We start from the raw sequence: 2,947 nt of genomic DNA, 5'->3' as shown, positions 1-2,947 counted from the left end.
GAACAGGAACCGCTCGTCCAGCGACAGCACGATGCCGTTGGGGCTGGGCACGTTGGAGAGCAGCAGGTCCAGCCGCCCGGCAGGGCTGAGCCGGTAGACGCGCCCGGTCGGGTCGTGCAGGCCGGTCTGGCCTTGGTCGGTGAAGTAGAGGTTGCCCTGTGAGTCGAAGGTGAGGTCGTTCAGGCCCTTGAAGCTTTCGGTGTTGCGCCGGCCCAGGTAAGGCCGCACCGCGCCGCTGCGGCTGTCCACCACCATCAGGCCGTTGCGGTAGTCGGTCACCAGCAACTCGGTGGCGTTCAGGAACTTCATGCCGTTGGGCTCGCCGTCCCACTGCGCCACCAGCTCCCACTCGCCCTGCGGGTCGACGCGGAACACGCGCCCGAAGGGGATGTCGGTCACGTAGAGGTTACCGGCGTCGTCGAACACCGGCCCCTCCAGAAACGAATCGACCTCGCGCCCGCCCATGTTGGCGTCGCTCCACACCGTGCGCTGACGCTGGCGGAAGCGCGCGGGCAGGGTGGTGAAGACGTCGAGCGTGCGGACCTCGGGCGGGTGGAGCAGGAACATGGCGGACTCAGTTGGTGGCGACAGGAGCGGACACCTTACTGCTTCTCGAACGCGGTGTTGGCCACCACCTTGCCCCAGCTGTCGGTGCTGTCCTTGAGCAGCCGGGCGAACTCGTCGGCGCCCGCGTGGCGCGGCTCGGCGCCCATGCCCACGGCAAAAGTCTTCATGTCTTCGGAGGCCATGGCCGTGGCGATTTCCTTTTGCAGGCGTTGAACCACCTCGGCCGGCGTGCCTTGTGGCGCCCACAGGCCGGTCCAGTTGACGACGCCGCGCCACTTGGCACCGGCCTCCTGGAAGGTGGGCACCTCGGGCAGGGCGGCCAGGCGCTTGTCGCCGCTGACGGCCAGCATGCGCAGCTTGCCGCCCTTGACGTTGCCCATCAGCCCGGTGGTGGACGCGATCTGGAAGTCGATGGTCTGGGACAGGATGCCCGCCGTGGCTTCGCCCGCGCCCTTGTAGGGGATGTGCATGAAGTTGACGCCGCTGGCGATGCCCAGGGCCTCGCTCGCGAAGTGCGGCGTGGTGCCCGGGCCGCCGGTGCCGTAGGTCACGGTGTTGGGCGCGGCCTTGGCCTGCGCGGTCAGTTCGGCCAGGGTCTTGTACTTCGCGCTGGCGTTGACCACCAGGCCCATGGGTGCGAACACGTAGGCGCTCACCGGAACCAGCTGCGTGGCGTGCTCGAACGGCAGCTTCTTGAAGATGTGCGGCAGCAACGAATACGTGGTGTCGTTGGCCAGCAGGGTGTAACCGTCGGCCGGGGCCTGTGCGACCTGCTGGGCGCCGATGGTGCCGGTGGCGCCCGGCTTGTTCTCCACGATGAAGCTCTGGCCGGTCTGCTCGGTGAGCTTCTGCGCCATCTTGCGCGTGACCACATCCACCGCGCCGCCGGGGCCGTAGGGCACGACGATCTTGACGACCCGGTTGGGCCAGGCGGACTGGGCGCTGGCGGTGCCGGCCAGCAGGCACAGGGCGGCGAGGGCCGTGGCCGACAGCAGGGCGCGGCGTGCGTTGGTGATGTTCATGAATGTCTCCATTGTTGTGTGGGATCAGGCAGAGGCTTCGGCGCGGGCCAGCGCCGCCAGCGTGTTCTGCGCGGCGGCCACGCCCATGTTCACATAGGCGTCGCTGGTCACGCCACCGATGTGGGGGCTGAGGATGAAGCCGGGTTGTCCCTGAAAAATGTGCGGCACGGTCATGGGCTCGACGGCGAAGCTGTCCAGCCCCGCCATGCGCACCTGGCCCGACTGCACAGCGGCCAGCAGCGCGGGCTCGTCGATCAGGCCACCGCGCGCGGTGTTCACCACGATCACGCCCGGCTTGCACTGGGCCAGCGTCTGCGCGTTGATCAGGCCTTTGTTTTCAGGGGTCAGCGGGCAGTGCAGCGAAATCGCGTCGGCCTCGCGCCAGAGCGTGTCCAGGTCCACTGCGGTCACGTAATCCGGCAGGTTTTTCGCGAACGGGTCGAAGCCGATCACACGCATGCCCATGGCGTCGGCCATCTTCGCGAACCGCAGTCCGATGGCGCCCAGGCCGACCAGGCCGACCGTGCGGCCGCCCAGTTCCAGGCTCTTGTGGGTGGCCTTGTCCCAATGACCGTCGTGCATGCGCTGGTTCAGCTGCACCACCGACTTGGCGCAGGCCAGCAGCAGGGCCAGGGCCTGCTCGGCCACGGCGGCGGCGTTGGCGCCCACGGCGGCGGTGACGGCGATGCCGCGCTCGGCGGCGGCCGCCTTGTCGATGGTGTCGGTGCCGCTGCCGTGCTTGGAGATCACGCGCAGCGCGGGCGCCGCGTCCATGGCCTCGGCGTTCACGCCGCTGTAGCGCACGATGACGGCCACCGGGTTGTGCTGGCGCGCCATGGCGATGATGTCGGCCTGCGTGGGCGTCTTGCCGGTGTAGACCACCTCGTGCCCTTCGAGCAGGGCCAGCGCCTGCGGCGCGAGGTCGGCACCCGTGACGAGGATGACCGGTTTCGGATTCACAGCGTTTCTCCCTCTTTGAGGACGCCAGCGGTGACCAGCGAAGCGTTGAGCCACGAGGCCGAGGTGTTGCCCTGTTGGATCTGCGCAATGCGCCTGGCCTCGGCCTGCACCTTGTGCTCGGCCAGGGGCAGCAGGCCGGCCAGCGCCTCGCGCTCGACCACCACCACACCGTCGCCGTCGCCGATGACGAAGTCGCCGGGGTGCACCGTCACGCCGCCGATGCTGATCGGGTGGCCGATGCGGCCACCGTTGTTCTTGGTCGGGCCGTTGGGGTTGGTGCCGACCGAGAAGACCGGGTAGTCCATCTCGTCGATCTCCAGGCTGTCGCGCACCGCGCCGTCCATCACCACGCCGGCCAGGCCGAGCTGGCGGCAGGCGGTCATCATGATGGTGCCCAT

Annotated in this window: 4 protein-coding genes; all 4 read right to left on the bottom strand. The window is 68.7% G+C overall.

Features of this window, described 5'->3' with window-relative positions:
* On the bottom strand, nt 1-567 hold a 567-nt coding region (locus IV088_RS25145), incomplete at its 3' end, for an SMP-30/gluconolactonase/LRE family protein (protein WP_291107542.1).
* Nucleotides 568-602: 35 nt separating this feature from the next.
* Entirely contained in the window at nt 603-1,589 is a 987-nt protein-coding gene (locus tag IV088_RS25140) for a tripartite tricarboxylate transporter substrate binding protein (protein WP_291107540.1), read from the bottom strand.
* Nucleotides 1,590-1,613: 24 nt separating this feature from the next.
* The gene (locus tag IV088_RS25135; RefSeq protein ID WP_291107539.1) at nt 1,614-2,549 is read right to left on the bottom strand and encodes an NAD(P)-dependent oxidoreductase; all 936 of its coding nucleotides are present in this window, start codon (nt 2,547-2,549) and stop codon (nt 1,614-1,616) included.
* Nucleotides 2,546-2,947 (bottom strand): RraA family protein (locus tag IV088_RS25130; RefSeq protein ID WP_367171605.1); only part of this gene is annotated, 402 nt, incomplete at its 5' end. The genes IV088_RS25135 and IV088_RS25130, both read right to left, overlap by 4 nt.

Source organism: Hydrogenophaga sp., assembly GCF_018780075.1.
Taxonomy (GTDB): Bacteria; Pseudomonadota; Gammaproteobacteria; order Burkholderiales; family Burkholderiaceae_C; genus Hydrogenophaga.
The sequence above is the reverse complement of the archived record's forward strand: the minus strand, read 5'-3'. Positions and strand labels throughout refer to the sequence as shown.